The sequence below is a fragment of the Halorubrum sp. C191 genome, from assembly GCF_002727095.1.
Classification (GTDB): Archaea; Halobacteriota; Halobacteria; order Halobacteriales; family Haloferacaceae; genus Halorubrum; species Halorubrum ezzemoulense.
The window spans coordinates 99,884-119,890 of sequence record NZ_NHNZ01000051.1 but is presented as its reverse complement, the minus strand read 5'-3'; the positions used below and the strand labels follow the sequence as shown (position 1 = coordinate 119,890).

Genomic DNA, 20,007 nt, shown 5'->3' with positions numbered 1-20,007 from the left:
TCAGTACGCCTCCTCGGCCGTGATCGGGCCGCTGAACGCCGAGTACAGGACGGCGAAGTACACGGCGACCAGCGGTAACAGCAGGGCCGCGCCGATCGACATGAGGTTCAGCGGCAGCGTCGAGACGACGGCCTCCCCGACCGTCGCCCCGGTCGCCGGGTCGATGCGCGGGTACATGAGGACCGCGACGACCGCGGTCAGCCCGTACGTCAGTCCCGCGGCCGCCGCGAGCGCGGCGAGGTCCGCCCCGCGTCGAAGCGCGACGCCGTAGCCGACGCCGAGCCCGACGGAGGCGGTGACCAGCGCGAGCACCGAGGGCGATAGCAGCGCGTCGACGCCGGCGGGGAGCCGAGTCGCCAGGGCGCCGAGGGTCGCGACGACCGCGAAGAGGTACGCCGCGACGGCCCCGACGCCGATCTCAGTCACCGTCTCGGGGAGCGCGTCTCGGGCCTTCAAGCGGAGGAACGCGGCGCCGGAAACGACGGTCAGCGCCGTGACGGCGATCCCGGTGACGACGCCGACGAGCGTGAGCGACCGGGGGCTCCCGGCGAGCCAGTTCCCCGCGAACGCGCCGAGGAGGAACGGCGCGAGGACGCTGCCGGCGACGAACGACCGCCCCCACCACCGCTGCCACCGCGCGTCGTGGCGCTGTTCGTACATCTCCGGCGCCAGTCCCCGGAGGATGAGGGCGCCGAGGATGCCGAACATCAACAGATAGTGTCTGCTGAACAGCCCCGCGTACACCGACGGGAAGGCGGCGAACAGCGCGCCGCCGAAGACGACGAGCCACACCTCGTTCCCGTCCCAGAACGGCCCGATCGCCGACAGCACCGCCTCGCGCGCCTCGTCTTCGCGAAGCGTCGCGAAGATAGCGCCGGCGCCGAAGTCGAAGCCGTCGAGGAACAGGAACGTTCCGAGGATCGCGAACACGAGCGCGAACCACAGCTCCGGGAGCGGCAGACCGAGCACCGGGCCCGCCGCGAGCGCGTCGACGGCGCTAGTCATCGCCGGGCACCTCCCCCGGCGCGGCGTCGCGCTCGGCCGCGGACCGCAGCTCGCGCACGCTCGGGGGCCCATCACGGATCACCCGCGCGACGACGTACGTGTACAGCGCGAGGATGCCGGCGTAGACGCCGACGAACCCGGCGAGCGTGACCATCGCTTCCGTCCCGGTGAGACCGGGAGAGACCCCCTCGCTCGTCTTCAACACGCCCTGGATCACCCAGGGCTGACGGCCGACCTCGGTGACGACCCACCCGAGCTCGACCGCGACGATGCCGAGCAGGCTGGACGCCATCAGCGCCTTGTGGAGCAGCCCGTCCTCGAACAGCTCGCCCGTGTACCACCGGTAGCCGCCCCAGAACGCGAGCAGGATGAACCAGAAGCCCATCCCGACCATCGCGCGGAACGACCAGAACACGACGGCGACCGGCGGCGCCTCCGTCTCGAACGTGTTCAGTCCGCGGATCTCCGCGGTCGCGTCGCCCCCGCTGGCGAGCCACGACGCCCCGCCCGGGATGCCGAGACCGAACAGCTCCTTCGCGCGGGGGTCCGTGAACTGGCTCAGGTCCGTCGGGATCGCGAAGATGTACTCCGGGACGTACGCCTCGGTGTCCCAGACCGCCTCCATGGCGGCGAACTTCTGCGGCTGCGTCTCGTAGACGTGCCGCGCGTACAGGTCGCCCTGAAGCACCTGTAGCGGGGCCGTGATCAGCAGCGCGACCAGCGCGATCTTGAGCGTCTTCTGCCAGAAGGCGATGTTCTCCGTCTGGTGTCCCCAGACGTGGTGTCGGTAGACGAAGTACGCGGAGACGCCCGCCATGAACAGCGCCACCGACTCGACGGCGGCGTTTTGCATGTGGACGTACATGTAGCCGAACCGGGGGGTCAGGTACGCCGCGAGCGGGTCGACGAGGTGGACCACCTCCTGCCCGTTCTCGGTCACGAGCTCGTAGCCGCGCGGCATCTGCATCCACGAGTTCGCGATGAGGATCCAGACGGCGGACAGCCACGTGCCGACGCCGACGGCGAGGCTGGACACCAGGTACAACCGGTCGGAGACGCGCTCGCGACCGAACACGAAGACGCCGAGGAACGTCGCCTCCAGCATGAACGCCATCATCCCCTCGACGGCGAGCGGGCCGCCGAACAGCTCGCCGGCGGTCGTCGAGAACGCCGCGAAGTTGGTCCCGAACTCGAACTCTAAGACGATCCCGGTGACCGTCCCGACGACGAACGAGACGGCGAATATCTTCGTCCAGAAGCGACGCAGCTGTTCGTACACCGGGTCGCCGCCCCGCACGTCCTTCCAGGTGAAGTATATCAGGAACGGGGCCAGTCCCATGCTCATCACCGGGAAGATGATGTGGACGATCGTCGTCAGGGCGAACTGGAATCGGCTTGCGAGTACTGGATCGATCATGTCGTGGTGGGTCCGGGTTGGAAAGTTCACTCCGGCGCGCGACGCGGCGGTCTCCTCGCGTAACACTGCGCATTCCTCGTCCATAACCCCGGAGTTGGCACAGGACAACCGGCCGCGGAGCGCCCGCCGCCGCCCTCTCGGCGGCGACGCGGCGGCTCGCCCGCTGGTCCGACGTTGTCCTGCGCCAAGCCATCGTTTTGGGTGGCGAGGCGACTGCGTTCACGCATGGAAACACGGCACGCCGTGCTGGCGCTCGTCGCGCTCGTCACGGTGGTGATGACCGTCAGAGCGGTCGTCGCCGGCCTCGACGGCGACTTCGGGACGGTCGGCCGGCAGGTCGGGGTCGGCGGGATCGTCCTCGCGTTCGGCGTGGCGCTGTACCGGAACTGGGAGTCGGTCGGCTGACCCGGACGCCCGCTCCGCGACGGCCCGGCCGAGCGTCCGGCGCGAGCGACGGGGGCTTCTCAGAGCGCCCGACCGCGACCCGCGCCGTCTCGCACCGGCGTTCGTCAGGACTCGCTCGCGGGGTCGTCCCCGGAGGAGTCCTGGTCGCGACGGGGCTCGCCTGCGAGTCGCTCCGCGAGCCGTCGGCGGAGTCGCTCGAAGGGCGACGAACACGCGCCGCACTCGGCGCAGGAGACGCCCGAACATGACGCGGGCGCGCCGCAGCGCGGACACGAGAGCCCGTTCGCCGGATCGAACTCGTACTCGCAGCGGGGACAGATCACGCGATCACCTCCAAGGCGGCCGCGACGCCGCCGCCGACGGCGAACGCCGTGACCCAAGAGCCAACCCACACGAGGAGCGCGCTCCGCGCGTCGCGCTCCCTGAGGATCATCGCCATCGTGAGGATACACGGGACGAACAGGGTGACGACGACCAGTCCGACGAAGGTCTGTGACGCCGACAGCGTCAGGCCCGTCATCCCTGCGGCGGCGAAGTCGCGGCGGATCAGTCCCAACACGAGCACCTCGCCGAACGACGCGGGTAAGCCCAGCGCCGCGGTCAGCGGCCGGAGCGCGCCGACTATCGCGTCGAGCGCGCCGAGGTACTCGAGCGTCGACACCGCCGCCGCGGTGACCCCGAACAGCGGGGCCGCCTCCCCGAGGAACGCGGCGGTCCGGTTCGCCGTCTTCCGGGCGACGTTCGTCGGGCGGGGGAGGCGTAGCCGCGGGAGCTGCTCGATCAGCGCGTCCTGTCGGCCGGGGAGCGTCCGGTCGAGAACGACGCCGGCGGCCCCGAGGACCCCGAGTAGCACCGCCACGTAGCCGCCCCACCAGACGACCCCGAGTTCCGCGAGCAACCCCGCGACGACGCCGATCTGCGCCGAGCAGGGGATCGCGAGGCCCAGCAGCGCCGTCGTGATGAGCCGCTCCCGGCGCGACCCGACCATTCGGGTGGAGACGACCGCCATCGTCACGCATCCCACGCCGACGATCAGCGGGACGACCGCGCGGCCGTTGAGCCCGATCCTGTCGAGCCCTCTGTCCGTCACCACGGCGAGTCGCGGCAGGACGCCGGCGTCTTCGAGCGTCCCGATCACGAGGTAGAACGCGACCACGAGCGGGAGCAGGACCCCGAGGGTGTACCGAACGGTGACCGTCAGCAGCCCTAGGTTATCGTTGACGAGCAGGAACTCGACGGGCGCGGCCCACCCGCGCGCCGGGAGCAGATCCGCGACGGCCGCCTCGACCGCCGGCGTGTAGTATCGCCCGAAGACCACGGTCTCCGCGTAGCCGACGACGCGCTGCGCGACGAGCACCCCCATGACGTAGAACACCGCGAGGAGGAGCGCGAGCGCGATCGGGATCCCCGTCACCGGCCGCAGCAACAGGTCTCCGAGCCGTCCCCCGCGACTCCGTCCGGGAGCGGGACCCCGTTCGACCGCCTCGACGACCGACCGGACGCGCGTCCGGCGCTCGCGATACACCGCCTCCCGCTCTCCGAGGCCGGCGAGCGGCGCGTCGCCCCCGTCGGCCGCGAGGCCGCCGGCACCGACGCGGCGAGCCGTCGGTTCGTCGCCCTCGACGAGGAGTGTCTTCTCCGCCCGCCCGGCCTCGATCCCGTCGGGGAGCGCGTCGTAGTACGCGTCGACGGGCGTCGACTCGGGGGCGGTCGCTTCCGGGAGCCGATCGCGCAACTCGTCGACGCCGGCGCCGGTGACGGCGACGGTCGGGACGACGGGGACGCCGAGGGTCGCCTCCAGCGCGCCGACGTCGATCTCGACGCCGTCGGCCTCGACCTCGTCCATCATGTTCAGCGCGACGACGGTCGGCACGCCCATGTCCAACAGCTGTAGCGTCACGAACAGGTCACGGTCGAGCCGCGTGGCGTCGACAACGTTCACGACCGCGTCCGCCTCCAAGACGACCGCCCTCGTGGCCCGCTCCTCCTCAGAGAACGACGATATCCCGTGGACCCCGGGCGTATCGATCAGGCGGGTCGACCCGAGGGTCGCCGCGGTCGTTTCGACCGTGGTGCCGGGGTAGTTCGAGACGTCGGCGTACTCGGCCGTGAGCCGTCCGAACAGCACGCTCTTGCCCGCGTTGGGCGCGCCGACCAGCGCCGCGGACGCCTCGGCGTCGCCGGATGTGGGCCCGCGGTCCGCGTCCCCGCTCGCGGTCATCGCGGTGCGTCGTCGGGGGCCGCTCGCTCGACGGTTATCTCCCGGGCCAGCGACCGGCCGAGCGCCACCTCCGTCCCGCGACGCCTGACGACGACCGGACCGTTGCGGATCCGGCGGCGACACTCGACGCGGCCGTCCAGCAGGCCGAGTCGCAGTAACCGAGCGCGGCGCTCGCCGTCCGGCACGTCGACCAGTTCCACCCACTCGCCCGACGGGATGTCGGCCAGCGCGACCACCATTTAGGCCTACCTAAAACGACGGGCGTGTTGTGCGGCACGGCACATTATGGAGTCTTATATAAACCGCTCTGGACCCGCGAGCCCGGACCCGCGCGCCGCTTTCGCGCTTCGCGCGCGTCAGCGGTCGGACCGGTCAGGCCGGCTGCGAGTCCAGCTTCTTGTAATCGATGTAGTCCGCCCCGCGGAGCTCCTCGAGCAGATTGATGGCCGCTCGGGCTCCCTCTCCGACGGAGGTCGCGATCTGTTGGTGGCCGCCGGTAACGTCGCCCGCGGCGTACACCCGGTCCACCGGCGTCGACTGCGCCTCGTCGGTGACGATGTCGTCTCCCTCGACGGGGACGCCGAGCATCTCCGCGAGGTCGGTGCCGCCGGCGGTGCCCAGCGCGACGAACAGCCCGTCGACCGGGATCTCGTCGCCCTCTCGGGTGACGACGGCTTCGAGGACCTCCTCGCCGGCGAGCCGATCGAGGTCGTCGGTGACCACCGGGATCCCCGCGTCGGCGACCCGGTCCCGCAAGCCGTCGTCCGCCTCGAACGCCGACCCGTTGGTGAGGATCCGGACGTCGTCGGTGTAGTCGAGCAGCATCAACGCCTCGGTCGCGGCGTAGTTGTCGTCGCCGACGACAGCGACGGGGCTGTCGCGGTAAAAGTACGCGTCGCATTCGACGCAGTAGGAGACGCCGTGGCCCTCGTACGCCTCGACGCCCGCGATGGCCGGCCGTTCGTAGTCCGCGCCCGTCGCGATGATAACCCCGTCGACGACGTACTCGTCGACGGTCGTCTCGACGCGGTAGCGGTCGCCGTCCGGCTCGATCCGAACGACCTCCTCCTCGACGATCTCGGCGCCGTACTTCCGCGCGTGCTCTCGCCCCAGATCGACGAGCTCCGGGCCCGTGACCCCGTCCGGGAACCCGTAGACGTTCTCCATCGTGTCCACGTCACGGGTGGTCCCGCCCCCGTCGTCGAACACGAGCGTTCGCCTGTCCGCCCGAGCGGTGTAGATGGCGGCGTTCAGTCCGGTCGGTCCCCCGCCGACGATCGCGATCCCTGACATCTGTATTGCGTAGTATGTGCTATACTAACTTATTAATTCCGCCCGCTGATTCACTCGGAGTGGTCGGCGTCCCCTCCGAGATATCGACCGAAACGCGCTCATGTGGCTATAGCCGGGGTTGAAATCGTATCGATCGCCGCGAAATACGTCTTGTCCCCGTCGGTGGATCGTTTGTTTGGCGCATCGATATTGTGTATATTCTACAAAAAACGGGCGGCGGAGACAACCTCGCTCGATAAGCGACCGAGACCGGACTCGGCGGGCGGCACTCGAATCGCGGGCGAAGACCGCGGTGCGGCGGCTCGCCGGAACGAAAGCGAGGACAGAAGAAATTGGACCGCGGGGCGCGGAGCCGCCTACTGCGGGCTCGGGTTGGACGGGCCGGAGACGTTGCCGTCCTTCAGCGCGGAGCCCGTAATCGACTTCAGCCGGGAGACGAGCGAATCCTTCTCGGCCTCGCCCTCGAGGGCGATGTCGAGGACCTCGCTGATGTGCGAGACCGGGATGACCTCGATCATCTCCTCGTACTCGTCTTCGATCATCACGTCCTGCTCGTTGGCTGCGGGGATGATCACCCGGTCGCAGCCGGCCTTCGCGGCCGCCTCGATCTTGTGGGTGACCCCGCCGACGGGGAGCACGTCGCCGCGGACCGACAGCGAGCCGGTCATCGCGAGGCTCTGGTCCACGCCGACGTTCTCCAGCGCGGAGATGACAGCGGTCGCGACCGTGATGGACGCGGAGTCGCCGTCGACCCCCTGCTGCCCCGTCTGGATGAACTGGATGTGGATGTCCTTCTCCGAGATGTTCTCGTCGGAGAACTTCTTAATGATCGCCGAGACGTTCTGGACCGACTCCTCGGCCATCTCCTTGAGCTGGCCGGTGGCGATCACCTGCCCGCCGCCCTGGGTCGGCGTCACCTCGGCCATCACCGGGAGCATGATCCCGGAGTCTTCGCCCATCACCGCGAGGCCGTTGACGCGGCCGGCGACGTAGCCGTCGGAGACCTGGAGCTCGTAGTCCTTGCGGCGCTCGATGTAGTCGTCGGCGAGCTGCTGCTCGATGGAGCGCGAGCGCCCCTTCGCCTGAAGGACGTGTTCGCGGGTGGTCATCTCGGCGTCCTCGCCCCGGGCGATGTCGCCCGCGACGCGGACCATCCCGCCGAGGTTCCGCATCTTCAGCGTGAGGTGGCCCTTGCGGCCGGAACGGCGCTTGGCCTCGAGGATGATCTCCTCGACGGCCTCCGCCGAGAACTCGGGCAGGCGGCCGTCCTTCGCGACCTCTTGGGCGATGAACCGGACGTACTTCCGGCGCATCTCCGGGGTGTCCTCGATGGTGTCCTCCATGTACACCTCGTAACCGTACCCCTTGATCCGGGAGCGCAGCGCCGGGTGCATGTTCTCCATCGCGTCGAGGTTCCCGGCCGCGATCATGACGAAGTCGGTCGGGACGGGCTCGGTCTGGACCATCGCGCCCGAGGAGCGCTCGGACTGGCCCGTGATCGAGAACTCTCCCTCCTGGATCGCCGTCATGAGGTGCTGCTGGCTGCGGATGTCGAGCGTGTTGATCTCGTCGATGAACAGCACACCCTTGTTCGCCTTGTGGATGGCGCCCGCCTCGACGCGGTCGTGGCTGGGCGTCTCCATCCCGCCGGACTGGAACGGGTCGTGTCGCACGTCGCCGAGCAGCGCGCCGGCGTGCGCGCCGGTCGCGTCGCGGAACGGCGCGGTCTTCGTGTCGCCGTTGTTCACCAGCAGGTTCGGGATCATCGCATCCGAACCGCGGTTGAGGTAGCGGAAGACGAGGTACACCACGCCGGCCGCGATGATGCCGACGAGGATCTGGCCGACGATGATGAGCGCGTAGCCCAGTACGACGGCGATGATGATCCACATCAGGAGCGACCGCATCTGGTTGCGCTTGCGCGCCTCCTCGCGGTGCGCCTCGACGATCTGGTCGCCCTTACCGGCCGGCACCGTCCGGACCTTCGGCTTGTTGCCGTCCTCGGGGTTGTGGTACACCAGCACGTCCTGAAGCTCCTCTTTGGGGAGGAGCTCGGACATCGCCTTCGCGAGCATCGACTTCCCCGTCCCGGGGGAGCCGATCATCATCACGTGGCGCCGCTGCTTCGCCGCCTTGATGATCACGTCGCGGGCGTGTTCCTGCCCGATGACCTGGTCGACGAGCCGGTCCGGGATCTCCAGTTCGGCCGTCGTGTCTATCTTGAGCCCGCCGAGGAGGTCGTCCTCGTCGGGGTCCTCTTCGATCTCGGCGCCCTCGACCTCGACGGTGCTGCCGAGCTCGTCGATCCCGCCGTCGTCGGCCGGATCGGCGGCGTCGCCGTTCCGACCCTCGTCGAACCCGTCGTCGTCCACGATGACCCCGTCGTCCCAGGGGTCGTCGTCGGAGTCCGCGGCCGGGTCCTCGTCGACGCCGGACTCGTTCGCCGGGCCGTCGTCGGGCTCGGGGTCGCCGGGCGTGGCGTCCTCGCCGTTCCCCGCCGGACTCGAGTCGTCGACGCCGCCGTGGGGCGGTTCGTCGGGGTCGTCGGCCGTCGGGTCGTTCGTGTCCTTCTCGTTGCTCATAGAATCGGGTGTCGCTATCGAAAAGGACGGGTCGGTTACTGATATACTTTCTCCCCCCGGAGGGGTAGCCCCGGGGGCAGTAAACACCGCTTTCAAGCCGTATATCGACCGATCACGCCCCGCGAGCGTTCCCACGGGGTTTATAAATGACGCCGACGGTACGTAGACTCATGCGGGGGTTCTACATCGGCCGGTATCAGCCGTTCCACCACGGCCACCGGCACATGGTGGAAGAGATCGCGGCGGAGGTCGACGAGCTCGTCTTGGGGATCGGCTCCGCCGGCGACTCTCACACCACGCGGAACCCATTCACCGCCGGCGAGCGCGTGATGATGGTGACGAAGGCGGTCGAGGAGCTCGACGCCACCACCTACGTCGTCCCGATCGAGGACCTCGACCGGAACTCCGTGTGGGTGAGCCACGTCCAGAGCATGACCCCGCGCTTCGACGTGGCCTACTCGAACAACCCGCTCGTGGTCCGCCTGTTCGAGGAGGCGGGCGTCGAGGTGCGCCAGTCGCCGATGTTCCGCCGCGACGTGCTGGAGGGGACCGAACTCCGCGAGCGCATGATCCGCGGCCGGGAGTGGGCCGACCTCGTCCCCGACCCCGTCGTCGACGTGATCCGCGAAGTCGACGGCGTCGAGCGCATCCGCCGGATCGCGGAGACGGACTCGAACGGCGGCGAGCCGTCCGACCTGTAGCGCGGCGATCCGTGTAAAGAGGGCTGACCGCCTCGGACCGCCGATCGCGGACCGACCGCCGATCGCTTCGAAGCCTCGGCGCCGACTCCGACGCTCCGGCCGCCTGCTCGTGGACAGATACGGAGACCGGCGACGACGACGCCCGTTCCATTTAACCCCGCGCCGCACGCGGGTTCCGGTATGATCACGCTCACCTCGGACTTTGGGTCGCCGTACCCCGCCGCGATGAAGGGAGTGATTCGCCGGCACACTGACGCCGAGCTGATCGATGTTGCGCACGATCTGCCGCGCGGGGACCCCCGGGCCGCCGCGTTCTGGCTCCGGTTCGTCCTCCCGGAGTTCCCGCCGGCGGTCCACTGCGCCGTCGTCGACCCTGGCGTCGGCACCGACCGGGACGCCCTCGTCGTCCGGGCCGGCGCGCACGTCATCGTCGCGCCCGACAACGGGCTCGCGATGCCGCCGGCCCGCGCGCTGGCGGCCGGCGAGTCGGATGTCGAGGTCTGGTCCATCGCGGTCGACGACCCCGCGAGCGAGACGTTCCACGGCCGCGACGTGTTCGCGCCGACCGCGGCCCGCGTCCGGACGGCGCTCGACGACGAACTGACGGCGTCGGACGGGGAGCCCGCGGTCGACGCGGTCGCCGAAGCGCTCGCGGGGATCGACGACCTCGCGCCCGCGAACGACCCCGTGGACGTCCGCTTTCCCGAGCCGTCGGTCGAACGCGACGCGGGCGAGGCCGAGAAGGACACCGACGCCGAGGACGGCACCGACAGCGAGGACGGTACCGACGACGAGGCCGACACCGGCGACGTGGTCGCCGTTGACGGCGAAGTGCTCGCGATCGACCGGTTCGGCAACGTGATCACCAACGTCCCCGGCGAGCTTGTCCGCGGCCGGGACTGGGTCCGCGTGAACGGCGACCTCACGCCGGTCGCGGAGACGTTCGGCGCCGTCGACCCCGGCGAGCGCCTCGTCACGGTCGGGAGCCACGGCTACGCGGAGTGTGACGTGAACGACGGCCGGGGCGACGGCGCGTTCGACCTCCGACCGGGCGACGCGGTCCGGTTCGTTCCCGACAGCGTCAGCCTCTGAGTCCGAAAAACCGGTTACAGCTCGACGCCGGAGGGAATCAGGCTCTCGCTGCGGAGCAGGTTCCCCTCCTGGTCGTACACGAGGAAGGTGTCCTTGTCGTAGGCGACGAGGCGCTCGCCGTCGACGTCGATCTCGACGCGGTACCGCGCGTCGCCGTCGTCGGTCGCGTCGCGCGCGGCGTGGATGAACGGGAGTACGTCCGTCGCCGTCTCGTTGAGTTCGAGGATGAAGTCGCCCGTGTATCGGTTGGTGACGCCGACGACGCCCTCCGGCTCGTCCGCCTCGTCCAGCGGCTCGCGGAGCCGGAAGGCGACGTCGATCTGGTCGGCCGCGAGCAGGTCGTCGTCCGTCTCGACGATGATGTCCTCGCTTTCGCCCCCCGAGAGTCGCTCGCGGAGGAGATCCTCCGGACCGTGGAAGTCGATCCGCACCAGCGGGGGCGACTGGGAGCCGGCGTCGTTTCCGACGCCCTCGACGGTCAACTCGAAGTAGTCACGCCGCATTTCCTATCGGATGCTTTGCGGTCCGGCCGTATCAACGTAACGGGCGGAGCGGCGGCGCGGAACCGACGATGCTCGGGCGTCCGCGCCGCGCCGGGACCGGATCGGCACTCGGTCGGGACCGCGGCGGCGGACCTCGATGTCGGTCCTGATAATCGTCGGGGGTAGTTTAACTTCCCCCCGCCTCTAGGGCACCGTATCCATGGCGAGCGAGGCCGGCGAGAGCGACCTCGGCGACCGGATCGAGGCCCTCCAGCGGCGGCTCTCCCGGACGTGGGAGCTGCTTCAGGGGTCGACGCTCGATGTCCGGCCGTTCCGCCCGGGCGAGGACGGCCCGCTCGCGTCGTTCGTCGTTCCGGAAGACGAGACCGAAGTCGACCGGTACTGGGTGAACGCGCCGTACGCGTACGTCGTGATCACCTACGACGACGCCGAGAGCGAACACCGCTACTACGCGGTCGAGCCCGAGCTCGACGCGTTCGAGCGCGAGCTCCTCGACCGCGTCGTCGACGACATCCGCGACCCCCTCCTCTACCGCGAGGGGAGCGGCAAGACCGACGAGGAGACGCTCAGGACCGAACTCGAGACGCTGCTGGAGGGGTACGGCGTCGAGGCCGAGATGGACACGTTCCACGCGCTGGTGTACTACCTCTACCGCGACTTCCGCGGCTTCGGGAAGGTCGACCCCCTGCTGAACGACCGCCACATCGAGGACGTCTCCTGTGACGGCTACGACCTCCCGATCTTCGTCTACCACGACGAGTACACCGACATCGAGACGAACGTCTCCTTCGGACAGGAGGCGCTCGACAGCTACGTGATCCGGCTCGCGCAGCAGTCCGGCCGCCACGTCTCGGTCGGCGACCCCATCGTCGAGACGACGCTCCCCGACGGCTCACGCGCGGAGCTGGCGCTCGGCGAGGAGGTGACCCCGCGCGGCTCGGCGTTCACGATCCGCCAGTACGCCGAGGACCCGTTCACCCCCGTCGACCTCGTGGAGTACGGCACGTTCTCCGTCGAGCAGATGGCGTACTTCTGGCTCTGTATCGAGCACAACAAGAGCCTCATCTTCGCGGGCGGCACCGCGTCCGGGAAGACCACCTCGATGAACGCGGTGTCGATGTTCGTCCCGCCGCGGGCGAAGGTGCTCACCATCGAGGACACCCGCGAGCTCTCGCTGTACCACGACAACTGGCTCTCGGCGGTCACCCGCGAGCGCCGGTACGAGGGGACCGACATCGACATGTACGACCTTCTGCGGTCGGCGCTGCGCCACCGCCCCGAGTACATCGTCGTCGGCGAGGTGCGCGGCGAGGAGGCGATCACGCTCTTCCAGGCGATGAACACCGGTCACACCACGTTCTCGACGATGCACGCCGACTCGATCGAGACCGTGATCAACCGGCTGGAGAACGAGCCGATCAACGTGCCGCGCGCGATGGTTCAGTCGCTCGACATGCTGTCGGTCCAGACGCTCACCCGCGCCGACGACGAGCGCGTCCGCCGCGCGAAGACGATCGGCGAGATCGGCGGTATCGACCAGCGCACCGGGGAGCTCGACTACTCCTCGGCGTTCGAGTGGCGGCCGGACTCCGACACGTTCCGGCGCAACGACTCGTCGCTGCTGGAGGAGATCGCCGACGAGCGCGGCTGGTCCCGGTCGGAGCTGCTCCGCGAGGTCCGGCGCCGCGAGCGATTCCTCGAACTCCTCTCCGCGCTCGGCATCGACGACTACCGCACGTTCACCGCCCTCGTCAACGAGTACTACGCCGACGCCGACCGCGTGATGGAGAAGCTCGACGAGCGCGCCGCCGCGGCCGACGGCGTCGACCCCGACGAGTTCGCGGCCGAAGACGCCTCGCCGGGCGGCGGCACCGACCGCGGCCCCGACGCCTCCGACGGCGACGGCGCGCGCGCCGGAGACGCGGGATCCGACGCCACGGACCGATGATCGAGTACCTCCCCCTCGTCGCCGCGGTCGCGGTCTGTCTCGCGCTCGCGCTGCCGCTCGTCGACGACCGGGCCGACCTGTTCGTCACCCGCGTCGCCCTGTCGGCGTTCGGCGACTACGTCGGCGAGAACGAGGCGCGGCGGCAGGCTCAGCGCGACCGAATGCGCGCGGCCCACGTCGCCGGCACGACGCACCGCGTGTACGCCTCGCGGACCCTGTTGTACGCCGCGGTCCTCGGGGTCGCCGGCAGCGTCATCGGCGTGTACGCGGCCGGCGCGCTGCTCGCCGCGCTCGACGTCGGCGAGGCCGCGATCCGCGCGGCGCTCCCGGCGTCGGTCGAGTTCGTCGCGGTCGTCGCGCGGCTCGCCGACCTCGGGCTCGGTCGGCTGTTCGTCCTGCTCGCGGTCGTCTCCGCGACGGTCGGCTCCGGCCTCGCGCTCGGCGCCTACCTCGCTCGGTGGCAGTTGCTCGACCAGCGCGCCGCCGCGCGGGCGGCGGAGATCGACGCCACGCTGCCGCGGACGGTCGCGTTCATGTACGCGCTCTCGCGCTCCGGGATGGCGTTTCCCCGGGTGATGGACACGCTCGCGGAGAACGAGGAGGTGTACGGCGAGGCCGCCGCCGAGCTGTCGGTCGCGGTCCGCGACATGAACGCCTTCGGAACCGACGCGCTCACCGCGCTCCAGCGCATCTCCCGGCGGACGCCGAGCGACGACCTGGCCGACTTCTCGGAGAACCTCGCGTCCGTCCTCGGCACCGGGCAGTCGGTGTCGGAGTTCCTCAACGACCAGTACGAGCGCTATCAGGCGGAGGCGGAGGCGAAACAGGAGCAGTACCTCGAACTGCTCTCGACGTTCGCCGAGGCGTACGTGACGGCGCTGGTCGCGGGCCCGCTGTTTTTCATCACCATCCTCGTCGTCATCGGGCTCGTCTTACAGGACACCCTCCCGCTCCTCCGCGTCGTCGTCTACCTCGGCGTGCCGCTCGCCACCTTCGGCTTCGTCGTCTACGTCGACAGCGTGACGCAGGGCGTCGGCGGCACCGAGACCGTCGCGGAGTCGTCGCTCGCGGACCCGGACACCCCCTCGGTCACGGGCGTGCGCCACGCCACGGACGAGCCCGGCGACCGGGGCGACTCGCCGCGGTTCGACGGGGGAGCGGCCGCCGAGAGCGGCGCGGGCGGTTCCGGGGCGGACGGCGCCGGCGCGGGCGGTACCGGAGCGGACCGCTGGGCGGCGAGCCGGGAGCGGCTCCGCGTGTACGACCGCCTCCGGAGCGTGCGGCGGCTGGTCGCGTCGCCGGTCGAGACGGTGCTCGCCTCGCCGCGAACGGTGCTCCTCGCCGTCGTCCCGGCCGCGGTCGTCGGGCTGCTCGTCTTCGCGTTCCCGGTCACGCTCGGGACGCCCATGGAGATGATCGACCAGGTCGACGGCCCGCTCGTCGTCGCGACCGCCCTCGTCCTCGCGGCGTACGCGGTCGCCTACGAGTTCGGCAAGCGCCGCGTCCGCCGCGTCGAGTCCGCGGTGCCGGACTTCCTCGACCGGCTCGCCAGCGTCAACGAGGCGGGCACCGACGTGGTCGGCAGCGTCCGCCGCGTCGCCGACTCGAACCTGGAAGCCCTGACGGAGGACCTCCGCCGGACGCGCCGAGACATCGACTGGGGGGCGGACGTCTCCACGGCGCTGCGCCGGCTGGAGCGACGGGTCCGGTCGCCGATGACCTCCCGGGCGGTCGCGCTCGTCACCAACGCGATTCAGGCGAGCGGGGACGTGGGTCCCGTCCTCCGGATCGCGGCCGACGAATCGCGCGCGACGTGGGCGCTCCGGCGCGAACGCCGACAAGTGATGTTAACATATCTCATTGTCATCTACATCTCCTTCCTCGTCTTCCTCGGGATCATCGCGGCGCTGTCGGTGTCGTTCATCCCGGCCATCGAGGCGGCGGGCGTCCCGGGGACGGGCGGCGGACTCCCCGACACCGGGAGCGGGGTCTCCGGCGGACCCGGCGGGATCACGGACGGGATCGGCGACATCGACGTGGCGGTCTACAAGCAGCTGTTCTTCCACGCCGCGTCGATCCAGGCGGTCTGCTCCGGGCTCGTCGCCGGACAGCTCGGAGAGGGGTCGGTCCGCGACGGCGTGAAACACGTCGTGGTGTTGCTCGCGCTCACGCTCGTCGCGTTCGCCGCGATCGGGGCGGTGTGAGGCGTCCGGTCGACATATCCCCGTCGCGGCCGAGAAGCCGGTATGGACCCGCAGCCGACCGGCGATCCGCAGTCGACGTACGACCGCATCGCGACCCACTTCTCGAAGACGCGGCAGTACGCGTGGCCCGAGGTGGAGTCGTTCTTAGAGGGTCGGTCGGGGGGGCTCGCGCTCGACGTCGGCTGCGGCAACGGCCGCCACACGGAGGCGCTCGCGGCGCGCACCGAGACCGCGGTCGGCCTCGACCTCAGCCGCGGGCTGCTCGCCGAGGCGACGGCCCGCGCCCGCGACCGGGGGTTCGCCGACGCGACCGCGTTCGTCCACGGCGACGCGACGGCGCTCCCGGTCCGCGACGGCGCGGTCGACCTCGCCGTCTACGTCGCCACGCTCCACCACCTCTCGCCGCGGAGCGCCCGCGTCGAGAGCCTGAACGAGCTGGCGCGCGTCCTCGCGCCCGGCGGCGTCGCGCTCGTCAGCGCGTGGAGCACGGCCCACGACCGGTTCGACCGCGACGAGGGGTTCGACACGACCGTCGACTGGACGCTGCCGGGCGGCGAGACGGTGCCTCGGTACTATCACATCTACTCGCCCGCGGAGTTCGAGACGGATCTCGGCGAGAGCGCTCTCGAAACGCGTCGAACGGAGCTATCCAGCGGGAACTGTTACGCGGAAGTCGAGCCGGAACGCCCCTGATTATCACAGACAATATCGACGGGGGTGGATTAAAGGGTCCCTGCCGACCGCCTGCTGGTAATGGCCGACACCTTCCTCGAACGGGTCCTGCGTCGGGTCGCGCCCGACGCGGTGGCCCGGAGTTACCTCGCGAAGTTCCTCGTCGCCCTCGTCGTCGTTGTCCTCGCGATCGGCGCCGTCGGGGCCGTCACGTACGCGGAGACGACCGAGCAGCTCGAGTCGAGCGCCCAGAGCGACTACACGGCCGTCGCGGAGCTGAGCGCCACCGAAGCCGGCAGCTGGACCGCCGACCGGCGCGGGACCGTCGCGGAGGCCGCTGACAACGACATCTACAGCGAGGACTCGGCCGCCGTCGCGGCGTATCTCTCCTCGCATCTGTCTCGGGCGAGCGACGGCGTGCTTGCGTTCCACTACATCGACCCCGAGGACGGCGCGGTACTCGCGTCGACCGACGAGGCGGGCGGGAACGGTGACCGAGCGGAGACGCTCACGAGCCAGCAGTGGTTCGACGACGGGCTCCTGCTCGGCGACACCGTCACCACGACGGCGACGTACGAGGTCGACGGCGAGCGCCGGGTCGCCTACGTGGCCGGGACGCCGAAACGAAAATACGTGGTCATGGAGGTCTCGCTCGGCTCGCTCGTCGGCGACTTCCGGCAACCGACGGACGGCACGTTCACCTCGATCGTCGAGACCGACGGCGAGATCGGCGCGAGCGATCGCGACGGCGTCGCGGGCGAGCGGTACGACGAACCGGTCCGGTCGCAGCTCTTCGACCGACAGAACCCGATCGGGTCCGTCCCGTCGGCGACGCTCGAACTCGCCGACGGCGAGCGGTACTTCGTCGCCTACGCCCCGGTTCCAACCGAGGCCTGGTACGTCGCGGTCCACGTCCCCCTCTCAGAGGCGTACGCGCTCTCGGGGATGATCGGGCGGAACCTGCTCCTCATCGTCGGCGTCGCGGTCGTCGGGCTCGGGCTCATCGGCGTGACGCTCGGCCGGGGGACCGTCGTCGAGCTGAACCAGCTCCGGGCCCGGGCGTCGGCGCTGGCCGACGGCGACCTCGACGTCGACTTCGACACGGCGCGGCGCGACGAGTTCGGCGACCTCGCCGGGTCGTTCGCGACCATGCGCGACTCCCTGCGCGAGCAGATCGAGTCGGCGGAGACGCAGCGCGAGCGTGCCGAGGCGGCGAAGGCGGAGAGCGAGGCGTTCGCCGACCGCCTGGAGTCGCGGGCGGGCGACTTCGGCGAGACATTGGCCTCCTGCGCCGACGGCGACCTCACGGCTCGGCTCGACGCAGAGCCGGACGACCCCGAGGCGCTCCGCGCGATCGCCGCGGAGTTCAACGACGCGATGGACGAGCTGGAGGCCGCGATCGCGGAGGTCGACGCGTTCGCGGTCGAAGTGGCCGACCGGAGCGACGCGGTCACCGACGGCACCGACGAGGCCGCCGCCGCCGGCCGGGAGACGAGCGACGCGGTCGACGAGATATCGGCCGGGGCGGAGCGGCAGAGCCGTCAGCTGGCCGAGGTCGCCGGCGAGATGGAGGACATGTCGGCGACCGTCGAGGAGGTCGCCGCCTCCGCGGACGAGGTCGCGACCACCTCCCGGCAGGCCGACGCGCTCACCGAGGAGGGGCGCGAGGCGGCCGCCGACGCCGTCGACGAGCTCCACGCGATCGAGTCCCGCTCGGAGTCCGCCGCGGAGACGGTCGAGCGGCTCGAGGCCGAGATGGCGGAGGTCGACGCCATCGTCGAGACGATCTCGGAGATCGCCGACCAGACGAACCTGCTCGCGCTCAACGCCTCGATCGAGGCCGCCCGCGCGGGCGAGGCCGGCTCCGGCTTCGCGGTCGTGGCCGAGGAGGTCAAGTCGCTCGCCGAGGAGACCCAGGCGTCCGCCGCGGAGGTGGAGTCGCTGATCGAGAGCCTCCGCGAGCGTACCGACGAGAGCGTCGACGAGATGGCCGCGATCCGCGAGGGCGTCGACGACGGGGTCGACGTCGTGGAGGACGCGGAGGACGCGCTCGCCGAGGTCGCCGACCGCGTGAGCGAGGCCGACGACGGCGTTCAGGAGATCTCCGGCGCGATGGACGCGCAGGCGCAGTCGGTCAACGAGGTGACCGGCGCGGTCGACGACCTCGCGGGCGTGAGCGAACAGACCACCGCCGAGGCGACCACCGTCGCCTCCGCCGCCGAGGAGCAGGCCGCCACGCTCGGCGAGGTGTCCGAACAGGCGCACGACCTCCACGAGCGCGCCAGCGACCTGCGGGAGATGACAGAGGGCTTCGAGGTCGACGCCGAGGCCGGGGACGACGTTGTCGGGGGCGCGGACGGCGATTCGGTCGGCGAACCCGCCGCCGGCAGATCGGGCGAGACGGCGTTCACGTTCGGCGCGGACGAGGAGCCGTCCGACGCCGCCCCCGCCAGCACCGACGGCGGCACCGTTCACGGAACTGGAGAGCCAGGCGAGCCGCACGCCGACGACTCGGCGTAGCCGGAGACGGCTCTCAGCGAACGTTAGAACGAAGGAAAGTGGTCGTCGTCGCCCGCGGCGACGAGCACTACCGGTGACGTCGCGGCCGGGTGCCTCGCTTCTCAGTCAGCCATCGTCTCGTGGCTGACGCCCCGGTCCTCGGGGAGCGGCGCCACGAACCGGTAGGCCGCGTACAGCCCGAGCACCACGAGGCCGGCCAGCACGAAGCCGGTCCGGATCTCCGGGCTGATCAGCGGCATCGCGGTCACCTCGCCCGCCTCGTTGGTTATCGGGGCCGGGGCGAACGGTTTGCCGGTGAACGTCTCGACTAGTCCGAGGACCACGATGCCGAACAGCATCAGTCCCGCGCTCAACGCCCGTGCCGCCTTGTCAATGGTGTCTGTCATAGTGAATCACCTCTTAACCGAGCAGGTACCGCAGCTTGGGGTTCTGCTTGACGAGCGCCGTCTGTTCGAGGAGCGCGTCGAGCCCGTAGTACCGACCGGCCGCGAGCACGATCACGGTCATGAACAGGAACAGGCCCATCAGGTCGCTGTTGACGACGCCGTGACCGAAGCCGGCGTTCCCGACCCAGAACAGGACCATGAAGATGACCCCGCCGAACGCGGCCAACCGGGTGAACGCCCCCGCGATCAGCGCGAGGCCGATGAGCGTCTCGAACAGCGGCACGCCGGGCTCGATGAGCCACGCGAGGTTGTTCCCCATCCAGACGGGGATGCCGCCCAGCGCGGTGCCGGTCATGCCCTTCATGTACGACGGCCCGTAGGTGAACGCGAACCCGTTCTCGATGATCTTGGTGACCCCGGCGTGGAAGAACCACCACCCGGTCACGACGCGCAGGAACGCGATCCAGTAGGTCGCCCACGGTCCCTCTAGGGCGAACTCGACCTCGCCGACCAGCGGATTGCTCGATTGGTATGACATCGGTGTCACCTCACGGATGTACGTTGGGTTGGTACACACATATGTACCGTACAGGGTTCTAAGCGGCTGAAAAGCGTTCTAGAGCGCTGGGACACGTCCGCAGTATCGTGGCTCTTTAAGTATACATACCCGGATCGGCGCCGGGAATCGCGTTCGAGCCCCGTCAGAACACGGAACGCTTATGAAAGTCGTTCCGCCTACGTGTAGATGCGTCATCGACCGACGCGAGCGCCGGTGGTCTAGTGGTAGGACCTGAGCCTTCCAAGCTCATGGCCCGGGTTCAAATCCCGGCCGGCGCATTTCTCGAACGAAGTGAGAGAAATCGCCGCCGGGTTTGAACCCTATCAGTCGCGCGCAGCGAACGGAGTGAGCGAGCACGTCCGATTTCGGTTCAAATCCCGGCCGGCGCACTCCCTTCGGTCGTGCGCCGGCCGTACCCCCGCTCGCTCGCGGGAGTCCCGGCTGGCACATTTTCTGAATCACTTCGTCGCTTAACGGTCGATTCGTTCCGCTCAGCGAG

General features: G+C 70.0%; 17 protein-coding genes and 1 tRNA gene. 8 read left to right on the top strand and 10 right to left on the bottom strand.

The window, feature by feature from the left end:
* The gene (locus Z052_RS04515; RefSeq protein WP_094519499.1) at window positions 1–1,005 is read right to left on the bottom strand and encodes a cytochrome d ubiquinol oxidase subunit II; all 1,005 of its coding nucleotides are present in this window, start codon (window positions 1,003–1,005) and stop codon (window positions 1–3) included.
* Window positions 998–2,422: a cytochrome ubiquinol oxidase subunit I gene (locus Z052_RS04510; RefSeq protein ID WP_094552753.1), complete on the bottom strand. Its 1,425-nt coding sequence runs from the start codon at window positions 2,420–2,422 to the stop codon at window positions 998–1,000. Before Z052_RS04510 ends, Z052_RS04515 begins: the two co-directional genes overlap by 8 nt.
* 225 nt (window positions 2,423–2,647) lie before the next feature.
* Between Z052_RS04510 and Z052_RS04505 the strand changes: the two genes are divergently transcribed.
* Window positions 2,648–2,827 (top strand): hypothetical protein, encoded by a 180-nt coding sequence (locus Z052_RS04505; RefSeq protein WP_049932795.1) that lies wholly within the window; start codon window positions 2,648–2,650, stop codon window positions 2,825–2,827.
* Between the two features lie 104 nt (window positions 2,828–2,931).
* Here the strand turns inward: Z052_RS04505 and Z052_RS04500 are convergent, their stop codons facing one another.
* The 5 genes from Z052_RS04500 to lonB all read right to left on the bottom strand — a co-directional run bounded on the left by Z052_RS04500 (window position 2,932) and on the right by lonB (window position 8,923).
* The gene (locus tag Z052_RS04500; protein WP_049932794.1) at window positions 2,932–3,150 is read right to left on the bottom strand and encodes a hypothetical protein; all 219 of its coding nucleotides are present in this window, start codon (window positions 3,148–3,150) and stop codon (window positions 2,932–2,934) included.
* Window positions 3,147–5,048, bottom strand: a complete 1,902-nt coding sequence (gene feoB, locus Z052_RS04495) for a ferrous iron transport protein B (RefSeq protein WP_094579906.1) — start codon at window positions 5,046–5,048, stop codon at window positions 3,147–3,149. Before feoB ends, Z052_RS04500 begins: the two co-directional genes overlap by 4 nt.
* Window positions 5,045–5,287 carry a FeoA domain-containing protein gene (locus tag Z052_RS04490; RefSeq protein ID WP_094520927.1) on the bottom strand — a complete coding sequence of 81 codons (243 nt, stop codon included), beginning with the start codon at window positions 5,285–5,287 and terminating at the stop codon, window positions 5,045–5,047. The genes feoB and Z052_RS04490 overlap by 4 nt, the downstream gene beginning before the upstream one ends.
* Window positions 5,288–5,420: 133 nt before the next feature.
* Window positions 5,421–6,341 (bottom strand): NAD(P)/FAD-dependent oxidoreductase, encoded by a 921-nt coding sequence (locus tag Z052_RS04485; RefSeq protein ID WP_094520928.1) that lies wholly within the window; start codon window positions 6,339–6,341, stop codon window positions 5,421–5,423.
* A 356-nt stretch (window positions 6,342–6,697) separates the two neighbouring features.
* Window positions 6,698–8,923, bottom strand: a complete 2,226-nt coding sequence (gene lonB, locus Z052_RS04480; RefSeq protein WP_049932787.1) for an ATP-dependent protease LonB — start codon at window positions 8,921–8,923, stop codon at window positions 6,698–6,700.
* 170 nt (window positions 8,924–9,093) lie between these two features.
* Between lonB and Z052_RS04475 the strand changes: the two genes are divergently transcribed.
* Window positions 9,094–9,624, top strand: coding sequence for a nicotinamide-nucleotide adenylyltransferase (locus Z052_RS04475; RefSeq protein WP_086216397.1), 531 nt, complete (start codon window positions 9,094–9,096; stop codon window positions 9,622–9,624).
* Window positions 9,625–9,804: 180 nt separating this feature from the next.
* Window positions 9,805–10,716: an S-adenosyl-l-methionine hydroxide adenosyltransferase family protein gene (locus Z052_RS04470; protein ID WP_094520929.1), complete on the top strand. Its 912-nt coding sequence runs from the start codon at window positions 9,805–9,807 to the stop codon at window positions 10,714–10,716.
* A gap of 14 nt (window positions 10,717–10,730) precedes the next feature.
* On the opposite strand, the gene Z052_RS04465 is transcribed toward Z052_RS04470, so the two are convergent.
* Window positions 10,731–11,219: a DUF5793 family protein gene (locus tag Z052_RS04465; RefSeq protein WP_049932784.1), complete on the bottom strand. Its 489-nt coding sequence runs from the start codon at window positions 11,217–11,219 to the stop codon at window positions 10,731–10,733.
* Between the two features lie 199 nt (window positions 11,220–11,418).
* Between Z052_RS04465 and Z052_RS04460 the strand changes: the two genes are divergently transcribed.
* Genes Z052_RS04460 through Z052_RS04445 form a run of 4 tightly spaced genes read left to right on the top strand, consistent with a single transcriptional unit; the run spans window position 11,419 to window position 18,563 of the window.
* Window positions 11,419–13,167, top strand: a complete 1,749-nt coding sequence (locus Z052_RS04460; RefSeq protein ID WP_086219173.1) for a type II/IV secretion system ATPase subunit — start codon at window positions 11,419–11,421, stop codon at window positions 13,165–13,167.
* The gene (locus Z052_RS04455) at window positions 13,164–15,371 is read left to right on the top strand and encodes a type II secretion system F family protein (RefSeq protein ID WP_094520930.1); all 2,208 of its coding nucleotides are present in this window, start codon (window positions 13,164–13,166) and stop codon (window positions 15,369–15,371) included. Before Z052_RS04460 ends, Z052_RS04455 begins: the two co-directional genes overlap by 4 nt.
* A 42-nt stretch (window positions 15,372–15,413) precedes the next feature.
* Window positions 15,414–16,064 carry a class I SAM-dependent methyltransferase gene (locus Z052_RS04450; protein ID WP_049932778.1) on the top strand — a complete coding sequence of 217 codons (651 nt, stop codon included), beginning with the start codon at window positions 15,414–15,416 and terminating at the stop codon, window positions 16,062–16,064.
* 60 nt (window positions 16,065–16,124) lie between these two features.
* Window positions 16,125–18,563 (top strand): methyl-accepting chemotaxis protein, encoded by a 2,439-nt coding sequence (locus Z052_RS04445; protein ID WP_094520931.1) that lies wholly within the window; start codon window positions 16,125–16,127, stop codon window positions 18,561–18,563.
* Between the two features lie 101 nt (window positions 18,564–18,664).
* On the opposite strand, the gene Z052_RS04440 is transcribed toward Z052_RS04445, so the two are convergent.
* Entirely contained in the window at window positions 18,665–18,949 is a 285-nt protein-coding gene (locus Z052_RS04440) for a hypothetical protein (protein ID WP_049897570.1), read from the bottom strand.
* Window positions 18,950–18,962: 13 nt separating this feature from the next.
* Window positions 18,963–19,487 (bottom strand): DoxX family protein, encoded by a 525-nt coding sequence (locus tag Z052_RS04435; RefSeq protein ID WP_049932775.1) that lies wholly within the window; start codon window positions 19,485–19,487, stop codon window positions 18,963–18,965.
* A 228-nt stretch (window positions 19,488–19,715) separates the two neighbouring features.
* On the opposite strand from Z052_RS04435, the gene Z052_RS04430 reads away from it, so the two are divergent.
* A tRNA-Gly gene (locus Z052_RS04430) sits at window positions 19,716–19,786 on the top strand.
* Window positions 19,787–20,007 lie beyond the last annotated feature (221 nt).

Coding starts and splice junctions, on each gene's coding strand:
- Z052_RS04485 (WP_094520928.1), bottom strand. CDS start 6,341: ATGTCAGGGATCGCGATCGTCGGCGGGGGACCGACCGGACTGAACGCC.
- Z052_RS04455 (WP_094520930.1), top strand. CDS start 13,164: ATGATCGAGTACCTCCCCCTCGTCGCCGCGGTCGCGGTCTGTCTCGCG.
- Z052_RS04450 (WP_049932778.1), top strand. CDS start 15,414: ATGGACCCGCAGCCGACCGGCGATCCGCAGTCGACGTACGACCGCATC.
- Z052_RS04505 (WP_049932795.1), top strand. CDS start 2,648: ATGGAAACACGGCACGCCGTGCTGGCGCTCGTCGCGCTCGTCACGGTG.
- Z052_RS04490 (WP_094520927.1), bottom strand. CDS start 5,287: ATGGTGGTCGCGCTGGCCGACATCCCGTCGGGCGAGTGGGTGGAACTG.
- lonB (WP_049932787.1), bottom strand. CDS start 8,923: ATGAGCAACGAGAAGGACACGAACGACCCGACGGCCGACGACCCCGAC.
- Z052_RS04475 (WP_086216397.1), top strand. CDS start 9,094: ATGCGGGGGTTCTACATCGGCCGGTATCAGCCGTTCCACCACGGCCAC.
- Z052_RS04515 (WP_094519499.1), bottom strand. CDS start 1,005: ATGACTAGCGCCGTCGACGCGCTCGCGGCGGGCCCGGTGCTCGGTCTG.
- Z052_RS04445 (WP_094520931.1), top strand. CDS start 16,125: ATGGCCGACACCTTCCTCGAACGGGTCCTGCGTCGGGTCGCGCCCGAC.
- Z052_RS04460 (WP_086219173.1), top strand. CDS start 11,419: ATGGCGAGCGAGGCCGGCGAGAGCGACCTCGGCGACCGGATCGAGGCC.
- Z052_RS04470 (WP_094520929.1), top strand. CDS start 9,805: ATGATCACGCTCACCTCGGACTTTGGGTCGCCGTACCCCGCCGCGATG.
- Z052_RS04440 (WP_049897570.1), bottom strand. CDS start 18,949: ATGACAGACACCATTGACAAGGCGGCACGGGCGTTGAGCGCGGGACTG.
- Z052_RS04510 (WP_094552753.1), bottom strand. CDS start 2,422: ATGATCGATCCAGTACTCGCAAGCCGATTCCAGTTCGCCCTGACGACG.
- Z052_RS04465 (WP_049932784.1), bottom strand. CDS start 11,219: ATGCGGCGTGACTACTTCGAGTTGACCGTCGAGGGCGTCGGAAACGAC.
- feoB (WP_094579906.1), bottom strand. CDS start 5,048: ATGACCGCGAGCGGGGACGCGGACCGCGGGCCCACATCCGGCGACGCC.
- Z052_RS04435 (WP_049932775.1), bottom strand. CDS start 19,487: ATGTCATACCAATCGAGCAATCCGCTGGTCGGCGAGGTCGAGTTCGCC.